At 72.3% G+C, this 20,140-nt stretch carries 17 protein-coding genes; 5 read left to right on the top strand and 12 right to left on the bottom strand.

What is annotated here, in order from left to right:
• Positions 1–806, top strand: an 806-nt coding sequence (locus tag J7E86_RS05610) for a CAP domain-containing protein (RefSeq protein ID WP_215080362.1), incomplete at its 5' end; no start/stop codon positions are given.
• 5 nt (positions 807–811) lie between these two features.
• Here J7E86_RS05610 and J7E86_RS05615 read toward each other — a convergent pair.
• The 3 genes from J7E86_RS05615 to J7E86_RS05625 are packed head-to-tail and all read right to left on the bottom strand — an operon-like array spanning position 812 to position 4,312.
• Positions 812–1,564: a succinate dehydrogenase/fumarate reductase iron-sulfur subunit gene (locus tag J7E86_RS05615; protein ID WP_215080363.1), complete on the bottom strand. Its 753-nt coding sequence runs from the start codon at positions 1,562–1,564 to the stop codon at positions 812–814.
• The gene (locus J7E86_RS05620) at positions 1,561–3,516 is read right to left on the bottom strand and encodes a fumarate reductase/succinate dehydrogenase flavoprotein subunit (RefSeq protein ID WP_215080364.1); all 1,956 of its coding nucleotides are present in this window, start codon (positions 3,514–3,516) and stop codon (positions 1,561–1,563) included. Before J7E86_RS05620 ends, J7E86_RS05615 begins: the two co-directional genes overlap by 4 nt.
• A 1-nt stretch (position 3,517) precedes the next feature.
• Positions 3,518–4,312 carry a succinate dehydrogenase cytochrome b subunit gene (locus J7E86_RS05625; protein WP_215080365.1) on the bottom strand — a complete coding sequence of 265 codons (795 nt, stop codon included), beginning with the start codon at positions 4,310–4,312 and terminating at the stop codon, positions 3,518–3,520.
• An 88-nt stretch (positions 4,313–4,400) separates the two neighbouring features.
• Between J7E86_RS05625 and J7E86_RS05630 the strand changes: the two genes are divergently transcribed.
• A complete protein-coding gene (locus tag J7E86_RS05630) occupies positions 4,401–5,303 on the top strand; it encodes a LysR family transcriptional regulator (RefSeq protein WP_215080366.1) in 903 nt (300 codons plus the stop codon).
• A 194-nt stretch (positions 5,304–5,497) separates the two neighbouring features.
• Here J7E86_RS05630 and J7E86_RS05635 read toward each other — a convergent pair whose 3' ends face one another.
• From J7E86_RS05635 to J7E86_RS05650, 4 genes are all read right to left on the bottom strand, one after another.
• Complete coding sequence (locus tag J7E86_RS05635) at positions 5,498–5,806, bottom strand: transcriptional regulator (RefSeq protein ID WP_308312479.1); 309 nt, start codon at positions 5,804–5,806, stop codon at positions 5,498–5,500.
• Positions 5,803–6,192, bottom strand: coding sequence for a hypothetical protein (locus tag J7E86_RS05640; RefSeq protein ID WP_215080368.1), 390 nt, complete (start codon positions 6,190–6,192; stop codon positions 5,803–5,805). Before J7E86_RS05640 ends, J7E86_RS05635 begins: the two co-directional genes overlap by 4 nt.
• 188 nt (positions 6,193–6,380) lie before the next feature.
• Positions 6,381–7,649 carry a styrene monooxygenase/indole monooxygenase family protein gene (locus tag J7E86_RS05645; protein WP_215080369.1) on the bottom strand — a complete coding sequence of 423 codons (1,269 nt, stop codon included), beginning with the start codon at positions 7,647–7,649 and terminating at the stop codon, positions 6,381–6,383.
• Positions 7,650–7,862: 213 nt separating this feature from the next.
• The gene (locus tag J7E86_RS05650; protein ID WP_308312480.1) at positions 7,863–8,888 is read right to left on the bottom strand and encodes a helix-turn-helix domain-containing protein; all 1,026 of its coding nucleotides are present in this window, start codon (positions 8,886–8,888) and stop codon (positions 7,863–7,865) included.
• A 479-nt stretch (positions 8,889–9,367) separates the two neighbouring features.
• Here J7E86_RS05650 and J7E86_RS05655 point away from each other — a divergent pair, with 479 nt between their 5' ends.
• On the top strand, positions 9,368–10,333 hold the full coding sequence (locus J7E86_RS05655; RefSeq protein ID WP_251018709.1) for a polyprenyl synthetase family protein: 966 nt from the start codon (positions 9,368–9,370) through the stop codon (positions 10,331–10,333).
• An 89-nt stretch (positions 10,334–10,422) separates the two neighbouring features.
• On the opposite strand, the gene J7E86_RS30790 is transcribed toward J7E86_RS05655, so the two are convergent.
• The 3 genes from J7E86_RS30790 to J7E86_RS05665 all read right to left on the bottom strand — a co-directional run bounded on the left by J7E86_RS30790 (position 10,423) and on the right by J7E86_RS05665 (position 12,108).
• Positions 10,423–10,995: an AfsR/SARP family transcriptional regulator gene (locus tag J7E86_RS30790; RefSeq protein WP_308312482.1), complete on the bottom strand. Its 573-nt coding sequence runs from the start codon at positions 10,993–10,995 to the stop codon at positions 10,423–10,425.
• Positions 10,996–11,028: 33 nt separating this feature from the next.
• Complete coding sequence (locus J7E86_RS30795; RefSeq protein ID WP_251018710.1) at positions 11,029–11,307, bottom strand: helix-turn-helix domain-containing protein; 279 nt, start codon at positions 11,305–11,307, stop codon at positions 11,029–11,031.
• Positions 11,308–11,505: 198 nt separating this feature from the next.
• The gene (locus J7E86_RS05665) at positions 11,506–12,108 is read right to left on the bottom strand and encodes a hypothetical protein (RefSeq protein WP_215080371.1); all 603 of its coding nucleotides are present in this window, start codon (positions 12,106–12,108) and stop codon (positions 11,506–11,508) included.
• 262 nt (positions 12,109–12,370) lie between these two features.
• Between J7E86_RS05665 and J7E86_RS05670 the strand changes: the two genes are divergently transcribed.
• Positions 12,371–12,610: a chaplin gene (locus tag J7E86_RS05670; protein ID WP_215080372.1), complete on the top strand. Its 240-nt coding sequence runs from the start codon at positions 12,371–12,373 to the stop codon at positions 12,608–12,610.
• A 240-nt stretch (positions 12,611–12,850) separates the two neighbouring features.
• A complete protein-coding gene (locus tag J7E86_RS05675; RefSeq protein WP_251018711.1) occupies positions 12,851–15,310 on the top strand; it encodes a tetratricopeptide repeat protein in 2,460 nt (819 codons plus the stop codon).
• Position 15,311: 1 nt separating this feature from the next.
• On the opposite strand, the gene J7E86_RS05680 is transcribed toward J7E86_RS05675, so the two are convergent.
• Positions 15,312–16,646 carry a hypothetical protein gene (locus J7E86_RS05680; protein ID WP_251018712.1) on the bottom strand — a complete coding sequence of 445 codons (1,335 nt, stop codon included), beginning with the start codon at positions 16,644–16,646 and terminating at the stop codon, positions 15,312–15,314.
• 632 nt (positions 16,647–17,278) lie between these two features.
• Positions 17,279–20,137, bottom strand: a complete 2,859-nt coding sequence (locus J7E86_RS05685) for a M48 family metallopeptidase (protein WP_215080373.1) — start codon at positions 20,135–20,137, stop codon at positions 17,279–17,281.
• Positions 20,138–20,140 lie beyond the last annotated feature (3 nt).

The raw sequence follows: 20,140 nt of genomic DNA on the forward strand, positions 1-20,140 counted from the left end.
GCGGCCACCGTGCGACGCCGGGCGGCGGTCACCGGGCCGGCCGTCGCGGGCGCCCCGTGAAGCGGGCCCTGGGCGCGGCCGCCGTACTGGCCGTCGTCGCGGGCGGCGTGGTCGGCGGCCTCCACTTCCTCGACGACTCCCAGGACCAGGAGGACCGGTCCGTCAAGGCCGGCGAGGAACTGCCCAGCCGGGTCAAGGCACTGGACGCCGGCCGCTCACCGCTCCCGTCGAACTCCTCCCCGTCGGCCTCCGCGAGTGCCTCCGCCGGCGCCTCGGCGAAACCGAGCGGCTCCGCGTCGGCCTCCTCCTCCGCGTCCCCCGAGGCGAGCCGCAGCAGCGACTCCCCGGCCCCCGAGACGAGCGCCACGACCGCCCGCCCCGCGTCCAAGGCACCCAAGGCCCCCGTCCGCGGCGGCTCCGGCGGCGGCTCGCTGGGCCAGCAGGTCACCTCCCTGGTCAACGCCGAACGCGCCAAGGCCGGCTGCTCCCCGGTGACCGAGAACAGCACCCTGGACAGCGCGGCCCAGGGCCACTCCGACGACATGGCCGCCCGCGGCTTCTTCAACCACACCAACCCCGACGGCGCCGGCCCCGGCGAACGCATCACCGCCGCCGGCTACCGCTGGAGCACCTACGGCGAGAACATCGCCTACGGCCAGCAGGACGCGGCCGCCGTCATGGACTCCTGGATGCACAGCGACGGCCACCGCAAGAACATCCTCAACTGCTCCTTCAAGGAAATCGGCGTAGGCGTCAACCACGCCCCGGGCGGCCCCCGCTGGACCCAGGTCTTCGGGGCGCGCTGACGTCCTCAGTCCCGCTTGCGGGCCTTGAGGGTGGCTCGGAGGTATTCGCGGTTCATCGTGGCGATGGACTGGAGGGGTATGCCCTTCGGGCAGGCGACGGCGCATTCGCCGGTGTTCGTGCAGCCGCCGAAACCCTGGTCGTCCATCGTCGTCACCATGTCCAGCACCCGGGACTCCCGCTCGGGGGCGCCCTGCGGCAGGACGTTCAGATGGACGACCTTGGCCGAGGTGAAGAGCATCGCCGAGCCGTTGGGGCAGGCGGCCACGCACGCGCCGCAGCCGATGCACTCGGCGTGCTCGAAGGCCAGGTCGGCCACCGGCTTGGGCACGGGCGTCGCGTGGGCCTCGGGCGCGGCGCCGGTGGGGACGGAGACGTAGCCGCCCGCGCCGATGATCCGGTCGAAGGCCGAGCGGTCCACGACCAGGTCCTTGACCACCGGGAACGCCGCCGCCCGCCACGGCTCGACGTCGATCGTGTCGCCGTCGGAGAAGTGCCGCATGTGCAGCTGGCAGGCCGTGGTGCGCTCGGGGCCGTGCGCCCGGCCGTTGATGACCATGCCGCACGCGCCGCAGATGCCCTCGCGGCAGTCGTGGTCGAAGGCGACCGGCTGGTCGCCGCCGAGGATCAGCTCCTCGTTGAGGTGGTCGAGCATCTCCAGGAACGACATGTCGGGGGAGATGCCGCCGACCTCGTACGTGGTCATGGAACCCGCCGCGTCGGGTCCCGGCTGGCGCCAGATGTGCAGGGTGAGGTTCACGCGTAGCTCCGCTGGGTGGGGTGGACGTACTCGAAACGCAGGTCTTCCTCGTGGAGGACGGGCGGCGCGCCCGTCCCCGTGAACTCCCAGGCGGCCGCGTACGAGAACTCCTCGTCCTTGCGGGCCGCCTCGCCCTCCGGCGTCCGGCTCTCCTCCCGGAAGTGCCCGCCGCACGACTCCGTGCGGTGCAGCGCGTCCAGGCACATCAGCTCGGCGAGCTCCAGATGGTCGACGACGCGGTTCGCCTTCTCCAGCGACTGATTGAGCTCCTCGCCCGTACCCGGCACCTTGATCCGCCGCCAGAACTCCTCCCGCAGCGACGGGATCCGCTCCAGCGCCTTGCGCAGACCCGCGTCCGTACGGGACATGCCGCACTCGTCCCACAGCAGCTCGCCCAGCTCACGGTGGAAGGAGTCGGGGGTGCGGTCGCCGTCGTTGGCCAGCAGCCGGTCGAGCCGGCCGGTCACCTCCGTGACGGCCTCGGCCACCGCCGGGTGGGAGGGGGCGACGGGGTCGTGCGGGTGCCGGGCCAGATAGTCGTTGATGGTGGCGGGCAGGACGAAATAGCCGTCGGCCAGGCCCTGCATCAGGGCGGAGGCGCCGAGCCGGTTCGCGCCGTGGTCGGAGAAGTTGGCCTCGCCGATGGCGAAGAGGCCGGGGACGGTGGTCTGGAGGTCGTAGTCCACCCACAGGCCGCCCATGGTGTAGTGGATCGCCGGATAGATCCGCATCGGCACCTCGTACGGATTCTCGGCGGTGATCCGCTCGTACATCTCGAAGAGGTTGCCGTACTTCTCCTCGACCGCCTCGCGGCCCATCCGAGCGATGGCGTCGGCGAAGTCGAGGTAGACGCCCTGTCCGCCGGGGCCGACGCCGCGCCCCTCGTCGCAGACGTTCTTCGCGGCCCGGGAGGCGATGTCGCGCGGCACGAGGTTGCCGAACGCGGGGTAGACGCGCTCCAGGTAGTAATCGCGCTCGTCCTCCGGGATCGCGGCGGGCGGCCGGCTGTCCCCCCGCGCCTTCGGCACCCAGATCCGGCCGTCGTTGCGCAGCGATTCGCTCATCAGCGTCAGCTTCGACTGGTGGTCGCCGGAGCGCGGGATACAGGTGGGGTGGATCTGGGTGAAGCAGGGATTGGCGAAGTAGGCGCCGCGACGGTGGGCCCGCCAGATGGCGGTCGCGTTGGAGTTCTTGGCGTTCGTCGACAGGTAGAAGACGTTGCCGTAGCCGCCGGAGGCGAGGACCACGGCATCGGCGAAGTGGGTGCTGACCCGCCCGGTGATCAGATCCCGCGCCACGATGCCGCGCGCCCGCCCGTCGACGACGATCAGGTCGAGCATCTCGGTGCGCGCGTGCATGGCGACACGGCCGGCGGCGATCTGCCGGGTGAGTGCCTGGTACGCGCCCAGGAGCAGCTGCTGCCCCGTCTGCCCCCGGGCGTAGAAGGTCCGCGACACCTGCACACCGCCGAAGGAACGGGTGTCGAGCAGGCCGCCGTACTCACGGGCGAAGGGCACCCCTTGGGCCACGCACTGGTCGATGATCTCGACCGAGATCTGGGCGAGACGGTGGACGTTGGACTCGCGGGCGCGGAAGTCGCCGCCCTTGACGGTGTCGTAGAAGAGACGGTGGACGGAGTCACCGTCGTTGCGGTAGTTCTTCGCGGCGTTGATGCCACCCTGCGCGGCGATCGAATGGGCCCGGCGCGGTGAGTCCTGGTAGCAGAACTGCACGACCTGGTAGCCCTGTTCGGCCAGCGTCGCCCCGGCCGCGCCGCCGGCCAGCCCCGTGCCGACGACGATGACGGTCTGCTTGCGGCGGTTGGCGGGGTTGACCAGCTTCGCCTCGAAGCGCCGACGGTCCCACCGCTCGGCGATCGGGCCGTCGGGCGCCTTGGTATCGACGACGGGCGCCCCGACGACGTAGTGCTGGTACTCGGACGGGTGGTTCATCTCAGCTCACGACTCCACTCATGACGCCCACGGGCACGGCGATGAAACCGCAGGTCAGCAGCGCGGCCAGACCATTGGCCAGCACCTTGAACACCCGGTCGAGCCGGGGTGAGTTCGCCCCCAGGGTCCGCGCGGCACTCCAGAAGCCGTGCCGGATGTGCAGGCCGAGGGCGAGCATCGCGACGATGTAGAGGGCGGTGACGGGCGGCCGGTCGAAGGACGCGACCAGGTTCTCGTACGGACGTCCCTCCTCTGCGTGGGGATTCACGGTCAGGGTGGTCAGGTCGAGGATGTGCCAGACGATGAACAGCGCGAGGATCACCCCGCCCCACCGCATCGTCCGGGTGGCGTAGCCCGCCCGCCGCCTCTTGCGCTCGTACGACCTCGGGCGGGCGGCGCGGTCGCGTCGGCTGAGCTGGTACGCCGCCACGCCGTGCAGCACCACCGCGGCCGTCAGGCCGGTCCGCGCGATCCACAGGAACCACTCGTGGTGCAGGAACGGCTCCCCGATGGTGCGGATCCAGTGCCCGTAGTGATTGAACTCCCCGGCCCCGAAGAACACCTTCAGATTGCCCAGCATGTGGGCGACCAGGTACGCCAGCATGATCAGGCCGGTGGCCGCCATGACCGCCTTCTTGCCGACGGTCGACCGCCATACCGCGCCGATGAGGGACGGAGGCCGCCCCGAGGTCCGTGACCGCTCGGCGGTCCGCGACCGCCGGGAGTTCCCGGGCCGCTCGGTGGATCGGGGCTGTTCAGGGGACGGAGGCCGCTCCGTCCGGGTCGCCGGTGCCATGACACCTGACGCTAGGACCGGTCACCTCCATCCGTCCAAGACATGGTCGAGCTCGTTTCCATAGGCACTCCCTATCTATGATGCCGACGTGCAGTTTCAGCAGCTCCGCTACTTCGCGACCCTCGCCGAGGTCCGCCACTTCACCCGCGCGGCAGAGACCCTGCACGTCGCCCAGCCATCGCTCTCCCAGCAGATCCGCGCCCTCGAACGGGAATTGGGCGCCGAGCTCTTCCACCGCGCCCGGGGCAACATCACCCTCACCGACGCGGGTGAGGCCCTGCTGCCTCTCGCCCGCCAGATCCTCGCCGACACCGAGACCGCACGCCGTGAGGTCGAGGAAGTCGTCCAGCTGCGACGCGGCCGGGTCCGCCTGGGCGCCCCGCCGAGCCTGTGCGCCAGCCTGGTCCCCGATGTGCTGCGCACCTACCACGCGCGCTACCCGGGCATCGAACTCGTCGTCGACGAAGGCGGCTCCCAGGATCTCGTCCGCACCCTCGCCGGCGGCGGCCTCGACCTCGCCCTGATCATCACCCCCCTCGCCGTCGGCGCCCCCGCCTTGTCCACCACGGAACTCCTCCGCGAGGACCTGGTCGTCGTCACCTCACCCTCCGCACCCGCGCCCACCCGGCGCCGCGCCCTGCGCGTGGCCGAGCTGGCCGGCCTGCCGATGGTGATGTTCCGGCGCGGCTACGACCTCCGCGAGATCACCACCGCGGCCTGCCGTGCCGCGGGCTTCGAACCGGTCTTCACCGTCGAGGGCGGCGAGATGGACGCCGTCCTCGGCTTCGTCCGCGCCGGCCTCGGCCTGGCCGTCGTCCCCGGCATGGTCGCCGCCCAGTCGGGCCTGCGTGTCACCCCCTTCGAGGGCACCCAAATGCGGCGCACGATCGCGGTGGCCCACCGCAAGGACGTCGCGCCCCCGCGCGCGGCACGAGAGCTGAAAGACGTCCTGCTGGAGCACTTGGGCGTGATGGAGCATCCGGACGTGTGAAGCGCCCTGGGCCCCGTCCGTTCGGCCGACGTCGTCCGCTCGGCGGGCCTTGTCTGTTCGGCAGACCTCGTCCGCTCGGCGACCCCTGTCTGTTCGGTAGACCCGTCCGTTCTGCGGACCCCGTCTGCGGACCCGTCCGTTCTGCAGACCCCATACGCTCTGCGGTCGCCGTCCGTTCGGTGGGCTCCGTCCGCTCAGCCCTCCGTCAGGTCCGCGTTGACGATCGCCCGCAGTGCGGCGAGGTGGGCGCGGTACGCCGCCCGCCCCTGCTTCGTCAGCCGCAGCCACACCCGCTGGCGGGTGTCCCGCACGGCCCGCCGCTGCTCCACATAGCCGACGTCGCACAGGACCGTCACATGTTTGCTGAGCACGGAGGGGCTCACTCCCAGCGTCTCGCGGACCGTGGAGAACTCGATCTCCTCGACGGCATCGAGCGCGGCGCAGATCCTGAGGCGGTTCGGCGCGTGGATCGTCTCGTTGAAGCCGTCTTCGGGAGCGGTCACGGTGCGGGTATGCCCTTCTTGCGGCAGCGGCGGTCGATGACCAGGATGCTTCCTCCGACCAGCAGCGCCGCCGGAGCCCATATCCACGGCATGCCGGCGTGGTCCTCCAGATACGCGGCGGTGCAGTAGGACACCAGGCCCACGGCGGCGCAGACCAGCATGCCCCATCCCATGCGCGGGGCGACCCGGTGCCGGACGCTGCTGGAGCGCGACTGGACGATGATGAAGGTGATCAAGGCCGTATAGACGACGGCCGTGGCGATGAGATCCAGCGGGTCGGGCAGCAGGTTGGACAGGTACACCCCTGCCAGGAGGCCCGACAGCACGGCCGAGTGCCAGAAGCCGGGCGTGATCGATCCGATCGCCGCCCGGGTTTCCTGTGCCATCGCCAGGGAGCGTGCGGCGCTCTCCCGCGAGGGCATGAGCGGTCCGGACGACCGCGAGTGCGCGTCTGTTTCCATGACGGAAATTCAAGCACGGAGTTTCCGGAACGGCAACAGTAGATTTTCCGTTGTGGAAAACGTCGTGAGAAGTGCCCCGATCTCAGCCTTCGCTCCCCCTCTCGTCTGCGCGCTCAGACTCCCCCCGGCGCCGTCCGCCCCGTCACCGCCGTCAGATAGGCGTCCGCGCGATCGGCGTCCATGAACCAGCCCTGGAAGCCGGCCGGGTCGGCGTAGCCGTTGACGTACCGGTGGGCCACCTCCGGGTGTTCGGCCGCCGCGGCCACCACGCGCCCCACATGCTCGGGCGGCGGGCCCAGGAGCATATTGCTGAAGGCTGTCACGTGCCGGGCGTGCTCCCAGTAGGCGGCGAACGTCCGGCGCATCCACGTGCGGTCGAACGGCCGGTCGCCGTGGTGGAGGATCGCGCGGAGGTAGCCGTCCGCGCAGCGTGCCGCGCTGTTGGCGCCCTGCCCGGCCACCGGGTCGTTGAGGACGACCGCGTCCGCCATGCCGAGCACGTACGAAGCCGCCCCGACCTGTGCCACGGGATGCCGGACCGTGGGGGTGACGGCGCCGGTGAGCGCGGCGCCCGCGTCGGTCGGCTCCACGCCCGCGCACAGCTCGTACTCCCAGGGGAGGTGGCTGCGCAGTAGTTCCAGCGAGCGTTTGACCACCTCGTCCGGGCCCGGGTCGTCCTGCCAGCAGTCCAGCGGCCCGCCGGGCAGGGCCTCCCACATCAACATCCCGCACGGCCCGCCCACGGTGGTGCCCGCCATCGTGAAGAACTCACCGCAGTCCGCCACGGGGTTGATCCGTAGCTCCGGGCCGCCCGCGCCCGGTGGCTGCGCCATGCCGTGGACGTACGCCGCGGCCAGGATCCGCTGGGGACGGTCGTACGGGCTGTGCCGCTCGTCGTGCGCGAAGATCTCCGACAGCGGCCCGCGCCCGGTGGCGACGATGGTCAGATCGTGGTCGGCGGCGATCCGTTCCAGTCGCTCCGGCTCCACCGGCCCGTACTCCACGCGGCCGCCGCGCTCCTCCAGTAGTTCCAGCCAGCGTGCCGTCTTCACCCGCTGGTCCACGGACCGTGCCGGTTCGTCGAACATCGCCGTGAAGTGCGTGGCCGCCGTGCCGGGCGGGTTCGCGGCGGTCAGTCGCATTCCTCGCAGCCGCGGCGTCTCCTCCTCCCACAGGTGCAGGCCGGCCGCGCGTTCCAGAGCGAGCGCCGGCTCGAACATCATCTGTGTGGAGAGCACGCGTCCGGTCCGGATCACCTCGGGCCGGCGGGCCGCGTACAACGTGACCTCGTGGCCCGGGCCCTCCCCTGGCCGTCCGGCGCGGAGGCCCAGGGCCAGTTGCAGCCCCGCCTGCCCCGCGCCGACAATCGCGATCCTGCGCATCGCCGCCTCCGCCGGGCCCGGAGGTCGCCCGCCGCGCGGTCCGGATCCATGGTCCGAAAAGCCGGGCCCGCACCCGTTGTAGCGGCGTCCGGTGCGCGGTGTACAGATGGCATACGAATGCCGTACGGACGGGCGTGCGGAGTCGGCCGCCGCGCGGACGGGGCCGGTCGTACGGGCGCGCGGCGCGGTGCCGGACCAGGGGCCGGGGCCGGTTCAGCCGTGCGGTTCCCCGCCGTCCAGCAGTCCCGACCGGGCCGCGTTGACCCCCGCCTGGAAGCGGCTCGTCGCCTCCAGCTCCTCCGTGATCTCCGAGATGTGGCGGCGGCAGGTGCGCACCGACATCCCCAGCCGGCGCGCTATCACCTCGTCCTTGTACCCGTTCGCCATCAGCCGCACGATCGACCGGCGCAGGTCGTCGGCCGTGGCCGGAGCCCTCGCCGACTCCGGCACGAACGGCGTCGCGCCGTCCCACAGATGCTCGAAGACGGAGCAGACGAACGCCACCAGGGTCGGCTCCCGGACCACGGCCGCGCCCGGGGGCCGCCCCGGGCCCCGGTGGGCGGGGAGGAAGACCGTCTCCCGGTCGTACACGATCATCCGGTCGATGACCTCGTCCGCCGTACGGACCTCGACGCCCGCGGCCGTCACATCGCGCACGTACGCGCGCGTGGCGAGATCGCTGCGTGCGGGGTGCTGGTAGATCGTGCGGATGCGCACGCCCCGGGAGCGGATGGCGAGCGTCGACCGGCGGGCCGCGTCCAGGACGTCACCCGGACGCGCGCCGCCCGGCTGAACGGTGAACATCTCCTGCCGGCACCGCGAGCCGAGGTGGTCGAGCATCGACTGGATGGTGTCGACGTCGTCGATGACGTCGAACGCCTCCAGCCGATTGCGCAGCCGCCGTCCCTCGAAGTACGCGGGGTTCAGGGACAGCAACCGGCCCCGCACGTCGGTGACGGCCTGCTGGAGGTCACGGATCCGCTGCTCGGCCGACCCGACCAGGTCGGCGGCGGCCACGTCGGGCCCGACGGGAACGAGCACACCCGGCTCGCCGGGCATCGGCTGGAGCAGGCGCAGCCGGGTCAGGACCTGTCGGGCACGTTCGACCTCGGCCGGGGTGAGGGACAGCCGCTCGGCGATGTCTCCGGCGTCGAAGCGGCCCAGCTCCACCGCGTGCCCGTACGCCGCCGCGCTGAGGTCGTCCAGTTCGGCGAACTCGGCAGGGGCGTCAGGCAGCACGGTCACCATGATCTCCCGGCTGGACCGGGCCGGACACACTTTTGGCCTGATGTTTACCAGAGCTATGCGTCCGGAGAGCGGCCCGCAGGAGTTGATTTCGAGGATCGCACGACTTGACGTGGGCTGGGGCGGCCCGCTGCCCGGCCGTCGTACGCCAGTGGTGCCCATCGACCTCTTCGGGCGGATGCGCAACAGCCCAATATGAGCCACATTCACGTGCGCCGAGTACGGGTCGGGCGCGTTCGGTGCCCGGCCCCTACCGGACCGCAGCGCGCCGGGCGCACCGCGAGTCCCGGCGGCGACGCCTTGCGGCGGACCGGCGGGGAGCGGCGGACGGCCCCTTCCGGTATGGCAGGAAACCGGCGCTTCCCCCGCCCCCTGCTGGGCAGTCTTCTGGCCGGTCACGCTCCGCTGACGAGAGCGGAGCATCCGCCCGACAGGGTCGGTCGCAGGCCGAAGCCGATCCAGGGAGGCACACGATGACGACGCAACCCCAGCTGCCACGAGCGGCGGCCCAGGCGATGGCGCCCCAGCTCCAGCGCGCCGGGATGCTCGACCGGGTGGAGGAGCGGCTGCGCGGTCTCCTCAACGACGAACACCGGCGGTGGCGCACCGCCGACACCCGGGGCGCCGGTCTGATCGAGTCGCTGGCCGAACTCGTCGCGGTGGGCGTCGACCGCGTGCGTCCCGTCGTCCTGGTCACCGGCTATCTCGCGGCGGGCGGCGACCCCGAGGCATCCGAGGCCGTCGACGCCGCCGCCGCTCTCGAACTCCTCGACACCTGCACCCTCATCCGCGGTGACGTCCGGGACAACGCGGCCCTGCGCCGGGGCATCCCCACCCTGCACGTCAGCCGGGCCGCCGAGCACGAGCGCAACGGCTGGGCGGGCGACGCCCAGCACTTCGGCGACTCCACCGCCACTCTCGCCGGCGACCTCGCCCTCGGCCTCGCCGAGCGGCTCGCTGCGCGGCTGCCCACCGCCGCGTGGCAGATCTGGGATGAACTGCGCGTGGACCGGGTGATCGGCACGTACGCCCACGAGGCCATGGCCGCCGAGTATCTCGACGACCCCTGGCCCGGGCGGTGCATATCGGGCTGCGACCGGGGCTGTACGGCCGGCTGGTACGCGCTGCGGCACCCCTTACGGCTGGGCGCCGCCCTCGCCGACCGCCCCGACCTCGACACCCCCTACGACGCGTACGCCCGCTCCTTGCATGCCGCGTGGCGCCTGCGCGGCTTCCTCGACGGCGGGCCGGAGTACGACTGGGACGCGGAGCTGCTGCGGGAGATCCTCCTGGAGCGGGAGGAGCGCGGCATCGCCGAACGGCTCATCCGGGAGTTGGTGGACCGGGCCTCGCGCACGGCTGCGGGCTCGCGGCTGGCCGCGGGCTGGCGGGAGGAGCTGGAAGCGTTCGCGGTCCGCATGACGGCGGAGCGGGGATGACCGACGGGCTGCCGCGTGCGGGGCGCTCCCGTCGCTGTTCCCCGCGGTAAACGGCTGCATCTGCGCGCGGGCGTGGGGCGCATCGGGCGTCAGGGCCCCGTGCACAGCGTCCTGGTGGCCCTGCGGGGGAGCCGGCTCCCGCGGCAGGGCCGGGCCACGTCCGACCTCGCCGCGTAGGCCCGCGCCGGGGTCGCGCCCGCCGTGGACAAAGTCGCGTCCCCGGCCAGGATCCGCTGGTGGAGGTGTTGCAAGGGGCGGCCCGGCTCGATCGCCAGGTCCTCCACCAGGATGCGTCGTAGGCGGCTGAAGACCTCCAACGCCTCCGCCTGGCGCCCGGCGCGGAACAGCGCGAGCATGAGGTGCCCGTGGAACTCCTCCCGCAGGGGGTGTTCCGCCGTCACCGAGCGCAGCTCCGCGATCAGCTCCCGGTGCCGGCCCAGGTGCAGGTCCGCCCGTACGCGCTGTTCCAGCGCCGCGATCCGGGCCTCGCCCAGGCGTACCGCCGTCGCCTCCAGCAGGGGGCCGTGCGGGGTGTCCGACAGCAGGGGCCCGCGCCAGAGCGCGAGCGCTTGGCGCTGCGAGTGCGCGGCGGACGCGAAATCGCCCCGTTCCAGTGCTCGCCGGCCCTTCTCGTGCAGCTCCTCGAAGCGGCTCAGGTCCAGTTGGGCGGGGTCGAGGCGAAGCTCGTAGCCCGGCTACCGGGTGAGCAGAGCGTCACGCCCGTACGCCGGGGCGGCCGCGTGCAACAGTTTGCGCACCTGGGAGACGTAAACCTGCACCGTGGTCGTCGCGGTGCGCGGCGGATCGTTTCGCCACAGCTCCTCGATGAGGCTGTCGACGGACACCACCTCACCGGCCCGTACGAGCAGCGCGGCGAGCAGTGCCCGTGGCTTCGCGGCGCGCGGGGCGCAGGAGCCCGCTCCCTCGGCCTCCGGGGCATCTATCTCCAGGGGGCCCAGAATGCGGAACTTCATCGCGCGGCCGATCTGTCATCACGTCTGCTCGGGTGGGGCCGGACAGCCTTGTGACCCAGAGTGCGTGATCACGCCGCGGCAGGGCCAGCCGGGGACGGTGGCAGCAAGCTGCACGACACGAAGTGCCGGGCGGCCGGGGGAGGAAAGCCGCACGCCCCCGACACGGTGGTCGGGGGCGTGCCGTGCGACCTTGAACGGTCAGGCGGCTGCCCGCTGGGCCGCTGCCTGCTCAGCCGCGGCCTCGGCCCGGAAGAACCGCGCCTGGGCGATCTCGGGGTAGCGGATCGTGAACACCACCGGCACCACGAAGGTGACCGTCTTGATGACGATCGCCGCCACCAGTGCCTTGGGGTCCTGGTGGATCAGCACGGTCAGCGCGACCGCGGCCACCGCGAACGACAGCGCCCAGGCCGTGGTGATCGCTACGTTGATCTTGAAGAACAGCGGGGTCTTCCACACGCTCTCCGGCGCGGCGCGCCGCGCCATGCCGAGCGTGAACGGCCGGCGGACGGCCAGTGAGCCGAACGCGGTGAGCGCCAGCCAGGCGTCGACGAGGGCCGCGCCGTACGGCATGAGGGAGGAGTGAGGAGAGAGAAAGGAGAGGAGTGTGATGCCCGTGAAGAACACGGCGGCGCTCACCTCGATCACCATCTCGTCCCACTTCTTCCCGGACCGGCGGTCGATGACGACCAGGATGACGGCGACGAGAAGCCCGGCCAGCGCGCCGTTGCGCCAGTCGTCGTTCCTGGCGAGGACCGCGTAGGCGATCCAGGGAAGGAAGCTGACGAGGTAACGGATCATGGGGCGGCTCCTTTCAGACCGTTCATTGCGCCACACGTCCCTAAAGCCGCGCTAAAGCGGTCGGCCGCACCCCCGTCCGGCCCGCTGGAGGCACCGGTCCCACTCTTCGCTCTGCCCGGCGAAATGACCGGAATACACCATTGAATTAGTGAATCACCCGTCCGCTGCGTGTACGAAACCTTTGTGACTAACGGACGTTGAGCCTCACCCCGGCCGTCACCGGTCGGGCGCCCCCAGAACGACCGAGCAAAGGTGTCTCCGCATGTCACGAATCGCCAGAACAGCCGTCCTGACCCTCACCGTCGGCGCCGCGCTCGCGGGCCTGACCGGGAGCGCCGTGGCCGACGCCGGTGCCGCCGGGGTGGCCGCCGGTTCCCCCGGCATCGTCTCGGGCAACGTCATCCAGATCCCGATTCACATCCCGATCAACCTCTGCGGCAACTCCATCGACATCGTCGGCCTGCTCAACCCGGCATCGGGCAACACCTGCGTCAACACGTGATCTCCCGGTCCGCGGGCAGCCGCCCCGCGGACCGCGTGCGAGCAGCCGGCGGTACCGGGTGTCCTCCGTCCCGGACCGTCCCGTGTGGCGCCCCCGATTCCCTTCGCGGGCGCCATGCGTGCGCCCGAGCCCGGGGTTTTCCACAGCCTCGCCCGCTCGTTGTCCACAGGCGCGGCCGAATCGGCACAAGATCGGGAGCTTCCCGATAGCGTGACCGAATCGGCGAGTGGGGGAGGACACATGGATCCGTTCACGATGGCGGCGGTGCTGTCGGCCGTCGACACGGCGACCTCGGGGGCGTTGTCGGGCGCGGCGGGTGAGATGGGCCGACGGACCACGGAGGGACTGGCGGGCCTCGTGCGGCGAATGCGGCGCCGGGACGAGGATCCCGCCGACCCCGCACCGATGGGTCCGGACGGCCCCGGCCTCCCGCCCGCGGCGCCCACCGGCGCCGACGAACGCCGCGCCCTGGCGGAACTGCTCGTCGAACAGGCCCGCCGCGAGCCCGCCTTCGCCCGCGACCTGGCCGCCTGGCTGCGCGAGACCGATCTCCTGCGCGACACCGCCCTGCCGTCGGCGGCCGTCGTGGCCCCGCGACTCCTCCCGCCCGGCACGGCCGCCTTCACCGACCGGGAGCATGTACTGGCCTCTGTCACCGCGCTGTTGGACGGTACGGACGGCGCCGCCGCGCCCGCCGACGGGTACGGACACGCCGGTGCGCCCCGCGTCGTCGCCCTCGTGGGGCCGGGCGGCGTCGGCAAGACCGCCACGGCCGTGCACTGCGCCCATGCCCTCGCCGAGCGCTTCCCCGGCGGTCACCTCTACACCGACCTGCGCGGCGAGTCCGCCGCCACCGCCGTCACCCCCTCCGGGACGCTCGTACGCTTCCTGCACAGCCTCGGCGTACCGGCCGACCGGGTGCCCGCGGACGAGGAGGCGCAGGCCGGCCTCTACCGCGAGCGCACCGCCGGCCGACGGCTGCTCGTCTTACTCGACAACGCCCACAGCGCCTCCCAGATCACCCCCTTCCTCACCGCCGCGCCCGGATCACTGGTCATCGTCACCAGCCGGCACCGGCTGCCGGAGCTCGTGCGCGACCACGGCGCCCACCCGATCCCCCTCGGTCCCCTGTCCGAGGCCGACTCCGTGCGCCTGCTCTCCCGCATCGCCGGGCCGGAGCGATTCGCCGCGCAGCGCCCGCACGCGGAGGCGGTCGCGGCACGGTGCGGGGGCATCCCGCTGGCGCTGTGCGAGACGGGCGCGCGCGTGGCGGTACGGGAACATCTGAGCTGGGAGAGCCTGGAGCGGGAGTTCGCCGCCCTGGACGCCGGCCCCGTACACGGCTCCGGCCCCGATCCGGACCGCGGGCCGGCCACAGCCGGCGACGACGCCGTCCAGCGCACCACCGACCTCTCCTACCGCGACCTCACTCCCGAGGCGGCCCGCCTCTACCGGCTGCTCGGCCTGCGCCCCTGGCCGGACATCCCCGTGGGAGCGGCGGCAGCGACCGCCGACATCACCGACGCCGAGGCCCGCGCCCTCCTCGACGACCTCGCCGCCGTCCATCTGCTGGAGGAAGTCGGCGAAGAGCGCTACCACTTCCACGACTCCGTGCGCCGGCACGCCGAACGCCGCACCGACGCCGAGGACAGCCGCGAGGCCAGGACCGCCTCCGTACGCCGCGCGCTCACCTGGTATCTGCGGTTCGCCGCGGCCGCCGACGCGCGCGTCATCCCCGGCCGCTGGCATCTGGGCCCCGCCTACGCCGAACCGCCCGGCCCGGACGACCGCACGCCCGAGTCCGCCCGAGCGGCCCTGGCCGACCTGCGCCGCGAGCGGGAGAACCTCGCCGAAGCCGTACGCGCCGCGGAGGAGTACGGGTTCGACGAGCTGGCCTGGCAGTTGTGCGAGGCCCTGTGGGGACTGCACCTGCGCCTCGGCTTCCACGAACAGTGGGTCGCGACCCACCTGCGGGGTGTCGAGGCCGCGCGCCGCTGCGCCTCCGCCTTCGGCGACCGCCGGGCGGAAGGCCGGATGCGGACCCAGCTCGCCTTCGCCTACATGGGACTCGCGCGCCCGTCCGACGCCGAGGACGAACTGACCGCCGCCGCGGCGGCCGACCAACGCGCGGGTCACCGCCGCGGCCAGGCCACCGCTGTCGAGTCCCTCGGTCTGCTGTACCTGCGGCAATGGCGGTACGAGGACGCGGAGAACCGCTTCCGGCAGGCCCAGGGAGTCCTGCGCGGCATCGCCCCGGGCGAGGACGGCGCACAGGATGTACCGCGCGCCCTGGCACTCCTGGAACACCACATAGGGCGTGCGTTGCGCGGCCAGGGGCGCACGGCCGAGTCCGTACGCCACCTCCACCAGGCCCTCGCCCGCTTTCAGGAGCTGCCCCGGCGCGACGGTTACAACGAGGCCCGCGTACGGATGAGCCTCGGCGAGACCCACCTCGCCGCCGCCGACCCGGCCGCCGCCCGTACGGCCCTCGACGAGGCCCTGGCCGTCATGGAAGCGGAAGGAGCGGTCCTCCAGCAGGCGGACGCCGCCGAACTGCGGGCACGCTGTGCCGCCGACCTGGGGGACACGGCGGACGAGGTCCGCCACCTGCGCCTGGCGCGCGTCCTCTACGAGAAATCCGGCGACAGCGGGGCGATGGCCCGGCTGGACGCCCGCTTGGCGGATCTGGACGTCACATGAGTCACCCGAGCCGTTCCACGTTCACGTTCACGTGGTGCCGTACGTCCCCCGTCACGACGGTGATACCGGCGCCGGTCGCCTCCTCCAGCGACTTGCCGCCGCCGACCCAGGCGTGCAGGGCGGAGGCGTAGGCGGCCGGATCGCACAGGTCGGCCCGCCCGTCGCGGTCGGGTGCGGCGGCCAGCCGGACGAGCTCGCCGGCACGGGTACGGACGGTGCAGTGGTCCGGGCCCGTCACGTACGCGGCGAGCCCGCAGCCGGGGTGGCCCGCGAGGATCTCGGCGGTCCAGGCGGCGGGCGGGCCGACGCGCGGGTCGTCGGCGGCCGCGTACCGCACGATCACATCGGCGATCCGCAGCCGGTCGGCGTCCCGGGTGTCCTCGTGCACGGCGGTGTGCGCGTCCCAGCCGATGCCACCGTCCTCCGGTTCGTCCCGGGCATCGGCGTACCGCACCACGGCGATCTCGGGCGGTCCAGTACCGACCAGTCGCGTCAGGACGCGGACGGGCGCGGTGCGTTCGGCCGGTTCGTACGCCGGAAGGGGCAGTCGGTCGAGCAGGGCGGGCCGGTCCTCGGGTTCGGGCAGGCCGATGAGGTCGTAGAAGGCCCGTCGGAGGAGCGCCGCCGACCGGCCGGGGGAGGAGCTGACCTGGTCGGCGAGCGCGCGGTAGCGGTCGGGTTCGTGGGTGTCGACGGCCCGGTCGAGCTGCGCGCGCAGCCCCTCGTACGGCCGCAAGTGTGGTGCGACGCGGCCCAGCGCGGCGACCGGTGAATCCGGGTCGAGCGCACCGTCGGGGAAGGCACCGAGCAGGACGGGGATGCCGATGGCGGCGGCGTAGTAGGTCACGGATCCGTGGTCACCGAGCACACAGTCGGCGGCGATCAGCGCCTGCCGCCACCCTTCCAGTGGCGGTACGAGCAGCATGCCGGCCCGGCGGGCACGGTCCAGCCAGGACCGCACCTGTCCGGGGCCGTGCCCGTGCCAGATGTTGGGGTGCAGGACGGCGGCGGTCCGGTATTCGTCGGCGGGCAGCTCGGCCGCCAGCCGGGGCAGGAGGGACGGGAGCAGGTCCCCGCCCTCATCTTCGCCGGCGTCGCCGAGGAGTGCCCCCGGCGACCAGGTCGAATTGACGACGATCAGCCGCTGCCCCGCCGTGACCCCGAGGGCGCGCCGGTACCGTTCCCGGTACGGCAGCCCGTCGAGAATGCGGTCGAAGCACGGGTCCCCGGCGAGCACGGCGGTCTCTGCCGCCTCGGGACAGGCGAGACGCAGCCGGTCCAGCTGCTCGGGGTGCGAGAGTACGGTCGCGGAGGCGAGGGGACGCCCGTGGGACAACAGCCAGTCGGGCGAGAGCCCGAAGACGGGCGCATCTGGTCTCTGATCTCCGGTGTCCGGTGTCCGGTGTCCGGTGTCCGGTGTCCGGTGTCGCCAGTTTCTTATTGTAGCCAGCACCATGCGACAGAACGGCCAATTCGCCGTCGATCAACTCCAGTTGACCACCGTAACTGGCGGATATCGCGAGGTCGACGGGCGTGGCCGTGGCCTGCTCCCACGGCAGCACCGGCAGCTCTGCCGCCGCCATCAGCTCGGGCACGCCGGCGAGGAACGGTGACGACCCGGTGCAGGTGACGAGCATCTGCACGCGCGGATCGTCGTCGAACAACGGCAGCACATCCAGCAGCCGTGAAGCGGAGGTCACGTTGTGCACGACGAACAGAACCCGCCGGCAGCGCCCCCGAGTGACCCACCGCGAAGCGTCCCGCCCCACAGGCACCCGAACCCAAGCCCCGTCCATCACACCAACCCCCCAACTCCCGTCCGCCCCACTGAAACACATCCACCCCCCGAACGGCAGCGTCCGCTGATGGTTGCTGCTGGTCGCCGGACATCCGTCGGGCATGCATCGACCATGCATCGGGACGCATAGCGCGCGGACCGTGTGCGGTGCCTGGAGGTCGCCCTCACTCCTAGAGGTCGCCCTCGCGCCTCACCGTGTCCATCCGCGCGCTCGCCGAATCGGCCGCGGCGGTCGCCTGCACGAGGTCCTTCACCGACACCATGAGGAGGTCCCCGTTCGACTGCCGCGTGGCCTGTTCGCACGTCCGGCCGGCGCTCTCCAAGCGCGTGACGAACTTCTGCCAGTGCGACTGAGCCTGCGGGTCGGGCACCCGGAAGAATTCCTCGGCGTCCCGCGCGATCCGGCCGAAGGCGGTGCAGTAGGGGCGGACGCGGGACTCGTCGATTCTGCCGTTGCCCTTGACGAGGAGCTCGGTGAAGCTCTTGGAGGAATCCAGGAAACGGTTGATCAGCTCTCCTCCGCCGTAGGAGTGCCAGGCGAGCACCTGTACCCCGCGTGTCCGGGCGGAGGTGGGCGCGGTCATCGGCGGACGGTCGGGCGCGGACGCGGTCGGTCGTGTGCGCGCGATGACGCCCTGCCCTGGGGCCCCATGTGTATCGGGCAGCACTGCCGTCACTGTGACAACCACTGCCGCCGCGCACCACACGCTTGCCCAGAGGCGTTGGGCGGCCGGCCGATTCCCTTCCCTTCCGGCCGGACGCGCTGCGGTGCCGGGCGTCATCGCGGGCCGCCGTACGCGCCGGATCGCCGACACGCCCGCGGCCGCGACGACAGCGGTGGCCGCGGCGAGCAGGAGAGCAGGTCCCAAGAGGTAATGGAGGACCTCCCACGACGAGGCCGGACGCCAGTCGCAGGACCGGACGAGTACGTTCAGCGGCTGGACGCATCCGTCGAAGGAGGCGAGTACGAACATCCCGGCGAAGGCCACCGCCGCCGCGGACTCGGCCGCGACGAGCGCGATGAGCAGCCGGTAGCGGCGCGCCCGCACGCTCGCGAGGAGGGCGGCCACTGCCGCACCCACACTGAAGGCCGCCAGCACCCACCCGAAATAGTTCACTACATAGAGCCGTGTCAGCTGCCCGGCGGCCGGTTGCCGGGTGTGGAGGTGGGCCGCCGCGCCCGCGAAGGCCGCCCAGCCCGCCGCCCCACCGAGCACCGCGGCCAACAGCACTCTTCGCAGTGGCGGCAAGGCTTCCCGCGCCATCCCCGCGTCCTCGCTTCCCCGCAGGGCGTCGCGTGCCCAGGCGGGCGTGGCGGTGTCCGGCCGGACCAGCCAGGCCAGTAGCGGCACGACGCACAGGGCCGCGACGGCCGGAAGGGCGAGAGGCCGGTCGGCCAGGCGCTGCAGGTTCACCATGATCCCGGCGGGTGTGGAGCGGTACGGGGCCGGGACGGATGCCAGTCCCGACGCCTCGTACAGCGTGGCCGGATTGAAAGGCTGCCCCATCGCGAAGGAACTGCCACTGCCCTTCCACCACACGAACCACGATGACAACGCCAGGCACATGGTCACCAGCCCCAGCAGCATCGCCGGGTGGATCGTCCGCCCCCGCCACACCCGGACCCACAGGTGGGCGCACTGTGCGGTCCACCAGACGATCACCACCCCCGCGAGCACCGCCAGCGCGAGGAACTCGGGCCGGGCGGGCAGCCATCGGAAGACCGCGACGTCGTTCACGACCAGCTCGCCGGCAGCCATCCCGGCTCCCAGCCACAGCCCCGCGCGCACGCCCGAAGGCACACGGCGCGAGGTGAGCACGGCGTGGACCACCCCCCGCCACACGGCGACCCCGACCACTCCGGTGATCAATGCGGCCGAGGCCGACGCCCGTACGTAGTCCGCCCACCGGCCGTCCCACTGCTGCGTCGTTCCGGCCAGCTGGTAGTAGATCAGTGTGGCGGCGGATCCGGTCAGGAACAGCGGCAGCGCGCGCACGCCGAACAGCGCGACAGGATCGGCGAGGGAGTCCCGGCGCAGATCCCAGCGCGGGTGCGTGCGCCAGAGCTCGACGAACGCCGCGAGCGCCCGCCGCGCCACGCCCCGCGGCGGCCCCCCTGCCGGGACGACCCAGCCACGGGGATCCGCGCCCCAGCGCACCGCGGCGCGGTCCGCGTAGATCTCCCGGTTGCGCAGCACGTCCGAGCGGGCGAGGTATACCAGTACGACCATGAACAGCATGAGCGCGAAGAACCGCGTCAGGGCCGGAACCTCGGCGGGCCGGTACATCGGCGACAGCGTGACGGCACCCCTGATGCGGAACACCACACTGGGCACGAGCGCCACGGCCACGAACGCCCGCCAGGCGGCGACGGTGACGTAGGTGAGGGTGACGTCGCCGTTGCGAATGTGGGCCAGTTCGTGCAGGAGCACCGCCCGGAAGCCGTCCGGGTCCGTGTGCCGGCGGGCGAGCAGACCTCCGTGCAGGCACACCGTCGGGCGGCGATTGCTGCCGAACACCACCGCGCCGGTCGAGGCCGCCGCCGGATCGACGACGACCCGCGGCACACGGGCCAGTCCGGCCACCGCCGCGAACTCCTTCAGTACACGCAGGATCTCGCCGTCGTTGTCGACGGCCGCCAGCGGTACGACCCGGCCGCGCCGCGCCTTCCACACGGGCAGCGCCCAGAACAACGCGCCCGCCACGGCCAGCAGCAGGACGGGCCAGGCGAGGGTCACCCACCAGGGCAGCGACGGTTCGTAGCGGGCCGTACAGCCTTCGTACGCCTTGTCCTGGCCGACCGCGGTGATCAGGTTGTCCAGGAGGGAGCCCTGGAAGGGATCGCCGCCGGAGGCGAGCAGACAGCCGAAGTAGCCGAAGCCGGACCGGTGGGAGACGGCTCGGCTGACACCGCCCATCACATAGCCACAGCTCACCAGCATCAGGGCCACCAGCAGCACGAAGCGCAGCGTTGTGCCCGCGCCCATCGCCCGCTCGTCGACCCGTACCCGGGGGAGTGTCGTGGTCATCCC

Source organism: Streptomyces sp. ISL-11 (assembly GCF_018614525.1).
GTDB lineage: Bacteria > Actinomycetota > Actinomycetes > Streptomycetales > Streptomycetaceae > Streptomyces.

Coding starts and splice junctions, on each gene's coding strand:
- J7E86_RS05675 (WP_251018711.1), top strand. CDS start 12,851: ATGGATCCGTTCACGATGGCGGCGGTGCTGTCGGCCGTCGACACGGCG.
- J7E86_RS05620 (WP_215080364.1), bottom strand. CDS start 3,516: ATGAACCACCCGTCCGAGTACCAGCACTACGTCGTCGGGGCGCCCGTC.
- J7E86_RS30795 (WP_251018710.1), bottom strand. CDS start 11,307: ATGAAGTTCCGCATTCTGGGCCCCCTGGAGATAGATGCCCCGGAGGCC.
- J7E86_RS05625 (WP_215080365.1), bottom strand. CDS start 4,312: ATGGCACCGGCGACCCGGACGGAGCGGCCTCCGTCCCCTGAACAGCCC.
- J7E86_RS05655 (WP_251018709.1), top strand. CDS start 9,368: ATGACGACGCAACCCCAGCTGCCACGAGCGGCGGCCCAGGCGATGGCG.
- J7E86_RS05685 (WP_215080373.1), bottom strand. CDS start 20,137: ATGACCACGACACTCCCCCGGGTACGGGTCGACGAGCGGGCGATGGGC.
- J7E86_RS05665 (WP_215080371.1), bottom strand. CDS start 12,108: ATGATCCGTTACCTCGTCAGCTTCCTTCCCTGGATCGCCTACGCGGTC.
- J7E86_RS05645 (WP_215080369.1), bottom strand. CDS start 7,649: ATGCGCAGGATCGCGATTGTCGGCGCGGGGCAGGCGGGGCTGCAACTG.
- J7E86_RS05640 (WP_215080368.1), bottom strand. CDS start 6,192: ATGGCACAGGAAACCCGGGCGGCGATCGGATCGATCACGCCCGGCTTC.
- J7E86_RS05670 (WP_215080372.1), top strand. CDS start 12,371: ATGTCACGAATCGCCAGAACAGCCGTCCTGACCCTCACCGTCGGCGCC.